This window comes from Nocardioides sp. CPCC 206348 (assembly GCF_048654705.1).
Classification (GTDB): Bacteria; Actinomycetota; Actinomycetes; order Propionibacteriales; family Nocardioidaceae; genus Nocardioides.
Genome location: NZ_JBMCZA010000213.1, coordinates 12,592 through 15,763 on the forward strand (window position 1 = coordinate 12,592; position 3,172 = coordinate 15,763).

Here is a 3,172-nt window from a genome sequence, read left to right on the forward strand (position 1 = left end):
GATGGCACCGAGCTCGGCACGCTGCGTCGAGATTGCCGTGATCTCGGTCTGGACGGTGTTGCTGTCCGTGATGACCGCACCGCTGACATCGAAGTCCGCGAGCGCCGTCGCGGAGATGTCGATGGTGTCCGCGTTGTCGAAGCCGACCTGGAACGTGAGCGCGGCGCCACCGAAGAGGTCGACACCGTTGAACTTGGTGTTGTCCTTGATCCGGGTGATCTCCGTGTGGAGGGCGTCGAACTCCGCCTGCAGGGCCGCCTGCGACTCGGTGTTCTGGGTGCCGTTGTTGTACTGCACCGAGAGGTCGTTCATGCGCTGCAGCATGGAGTGGACCTCGGTCAGCGCACCTTCTGCCGTCTGGGCGACGGAGACGCCGTCCTGGGCGTTGCGGACGGCGACCTTGAGGCCACCGACCTGCGAGCGCAGGCCCTCGGAGATGGCGAGGCCGGCGGCGTCGTCGGCAGCGCGGTTGATACGGAAGCCGGACGACAGCTTCTCCATCGACTTCGAGAGCTGGCTCTGCGTCACCGACAGGTTGCGGTACGCGTTGGTCGCCTCGATGTTCTGGTTGATGCGAAGACCCATGATGGTTCCCTCCTGGATTAGGTCAGATGTTCCGGGTGACCGTCCGTGGTCGCCCTTCGAGGTGGTGATCGGCCGAGCGGCGGCCGGGCCAAGGGATTTTGCGGACTATTTCTCTAGCCCACGGGTTCTCAGCCCACGGCGTCGAGCGCGATGGTGATCCCGCGGCGCCCGCTCTCGGCGTGGCGCGAGGCGACGGCGGCGAAGTAGGACTCGCGGCGCCGCTGGGCGACACCACCGTTCTTGCCGGGCGTCTTCACCAGGGTGGGCTCGAGCGCGTGGTTCAGGGCGTCGCGGAGCAGGGTGAGTGCTTCGGCGCGCATCTGCGAGATCCGTGAGTCGGTGACGCCGAGCTCGGCGGCGATGTCGGCCATGGGGCGCTCGGCGAAGAAGTAGTCCTCCACCACGACGCGAAGGCGATCAGGCAGCTCGGCGATCGCCTCGCGCAGGTAGGTCAGCTTCTCGGCGTGCTCGAGCAGGTCCTCCGGCGAGGGGGAGCGGGTGGGCAACAGCTCCTCGATCGGGGTGGTGGTCGAGCCCTGGAGGGACAGCACCTGCGCCCGGGCGACGTCCTCGTCGTTGGCGGCGACCTCGTCGACGGTCATGCCGGTGGACTGCGCGACCTCGGCGGCGGTCGGCGTACGGCCGAGCAGGCCGGCCAGGCGGCTGCGGGTCTCGGTGAGGTCGCGCGCGCGACGGCGGACCGAGCGCGAGGCCCAGTCGACCGAGCGGAGCTCGTCGAGCAGGGCGCCGCGGATCCGGGTGGCGGCGTAGCGGTCGAAGGGGACGCCGCGGGCGGCGTCGAAGGCCCGCCCGGCGAGGACGAGGGCAGTGAGACCGGCGGACGTGAGGTCGTCGCGGTTGACGTGCGACGGCACGCGGCCCATGGTCTCGCGCACGATGTGGCCGACCAGGGCCATGTGGCTGGTGATCAGTTCGTCCGTCTCGTTGGCGACGGTGCCGTCGTACTCGTTCACGTAGACGACATTCCGGGGTGCGCACGGCGTGGCGCAGCAATTTCGGTCCCGAGTGGCCTATTGGCCGGGCAATACAGGACAGGGGTCCCGGGTGGGTCTGGTCACTTGTGACGCCGCGCAAGGACCCGGCCGGTCCAACCGCTCAGGTTCCGGGCCCGATGGGCGATGGGACGGATCAACAGCACCCGCATCTCGGGGCGGACGGAAAGGTTCGGGAAATGGTCGACATGATCGGCATGGACAGGTTGTCGCAGGTCCTGTGGCGCGAGCGTGAGCTGCTGGAGACCCTGGCCTACAAGCTCGACATCGAGCGGATGGTGCTGGCGACCGGCCGCACCCGCTGGCTGGTCAACGTCACCCGCGAGATCGAGGAGGTCCTCGAGGACCTCCGCGCCACCGAGGTGCTGCGGGCGACCGCCGCCGACGAGGCCGCCGCGTCGGTCGGCATGTCCCCGAACCCGGCACTGGCCGCGCTCGCCGATGCCTGTGACGACCCGTGGCGCGGCATCCTGCTCGACCACCGCGACACGATGGTCAACCTGGCGCGCGAGATCTCGGAGACCTCCGAGGAGGCCAGGGGACTGATCACCGCCGGCTACCGGTCGGCACGCGAGACACTGCTCGCCATCGGCGGCACCGGCACGGAGAGCTACAGCCCGACCGGCACCGCGGTGGTGGAGGCACGACGCAGCAGGTTGCTGGACAGGAGCCTGTGACATGGTCGGCTCCTTCGGTTCCATCAGCACGGCGCTGTCGGCCCTGCGCTACAACCAGGTGGCGCTCGACGTCGCCGGCAACAACATCTCGAACGCCTCGACCGACGGCTTCGTACGACGCCGGGTCGTGGGCGAGTCGATCAGCAGCGCAGCCCCGGCCCTCTGGTCGCGCTACGACGGCCACGGCGAGGGAGTCGCCGTCGGCGAGGTACGCCGCCTGGTGGACCCGCTGCTCGACACCCGGGTCCGCCGCGAGCACGCGGCCCTGTCCTACCTCGAGTCCAGCCAGGCCGTCCTGGCCCGCGTCGAGGAGGGCATCGGCGAGCCCGGCCCCAACGGCGTGTACGCCGCGATGCTCGACTTCCGCAACGGCTGGCAGGACCTGGCCCTGAACCCCGGCGGCGACGCCGCCCGCCAGCAGGTGCTCGGCCGTGCGGAGACACTGGCGCAGGCGCTGCGGATCCAGGTCAGCAACATCACCGGCGAGGAGGCCGACCAGCGGGTCCACCTCAACAACGTCGTCAGCGAGATCAACACCGCTGCCGCAGGTCTCGCCGAGCTCAACCAGGCCATCCTCGTGACGGAGCAGAACGGTACGGACGCCGGCACCCTGCGCGATCGCCGCGACCAGCTCGCGCTGCGGCTCGCCGAGCTCGGCGGCGCCGTCACCACCGTGCGACCGGACGGACAGTTCGACGTCAGCATCGGTGGCGAGGCGCTCGTGTCGGGCCGCGAGGCAGGCACCTTCGTCGTCGCCTCGGGGGTCACACCGACCGGCGCGGCGGACGGTCTCCCGATCACGTTCCGCGTCGATGCCAACTGGGGCAGCACGACGCTCCCGACGGGTGCGGCCGGGCCCGGCGGAGAGCTGGGCGCGGTGACCGACATCCTCACGAC

The 3,172-nt window shown here is 70.1% G+C and carries 3 protein-coding genes and 1 pseudogene; 2 read left to right on the forward strand and 2 right to left on the reverse strand.

Annotated features, from left to right (window positions below; translation table 11 throughout):
• Positions 1-585 (reverse strand): annotated as a pseudogene (locus ACOADB_RS22645) (flagellin); the annotation flags it as partial.
• A 128-nt stretch (positions 586-713) separates the two neighbouring features.
• Positions 714-1,559 (reverse strand): sigma-70 family RNA polymerase sigma factor, encoded by an 846-nt coding sequence (locus tag ACOADB_RS22650; RefSeq protein ID WP_378603965.1) that lies wholly within the window; start codon positions 1,557-1,559, stop codon positions 714-716.
• Between the two features lie 218 nt (positions 1,560-1,777).
• Here ACOADB_RS22650 and flgN point away from each other — a divergent pair, with 218 nt between their 5' ends.
• Both flgN and flgK read left to right on the forward strand, forming a co-directional pair.
• Entirely contained in the window at positions 1,778-2,275 is a 498-nt protein-coding gene (gene flgN, locus ACOADB_RS22655; protein WP_378603968.1) for a flagellar export chaperone FlgN, read from the forward strand.
• A gap of 1 nt (position 2,276) precedes the next feature.
• On the forward strand, positions 2,277-3,172 hold an 896-nt coding region (gene flgK, locus ACOADB_RS22660), incomplete at its 3' end, for a flagellar hook-associated protein FlgK (RefSeq protein WP_378603971.1).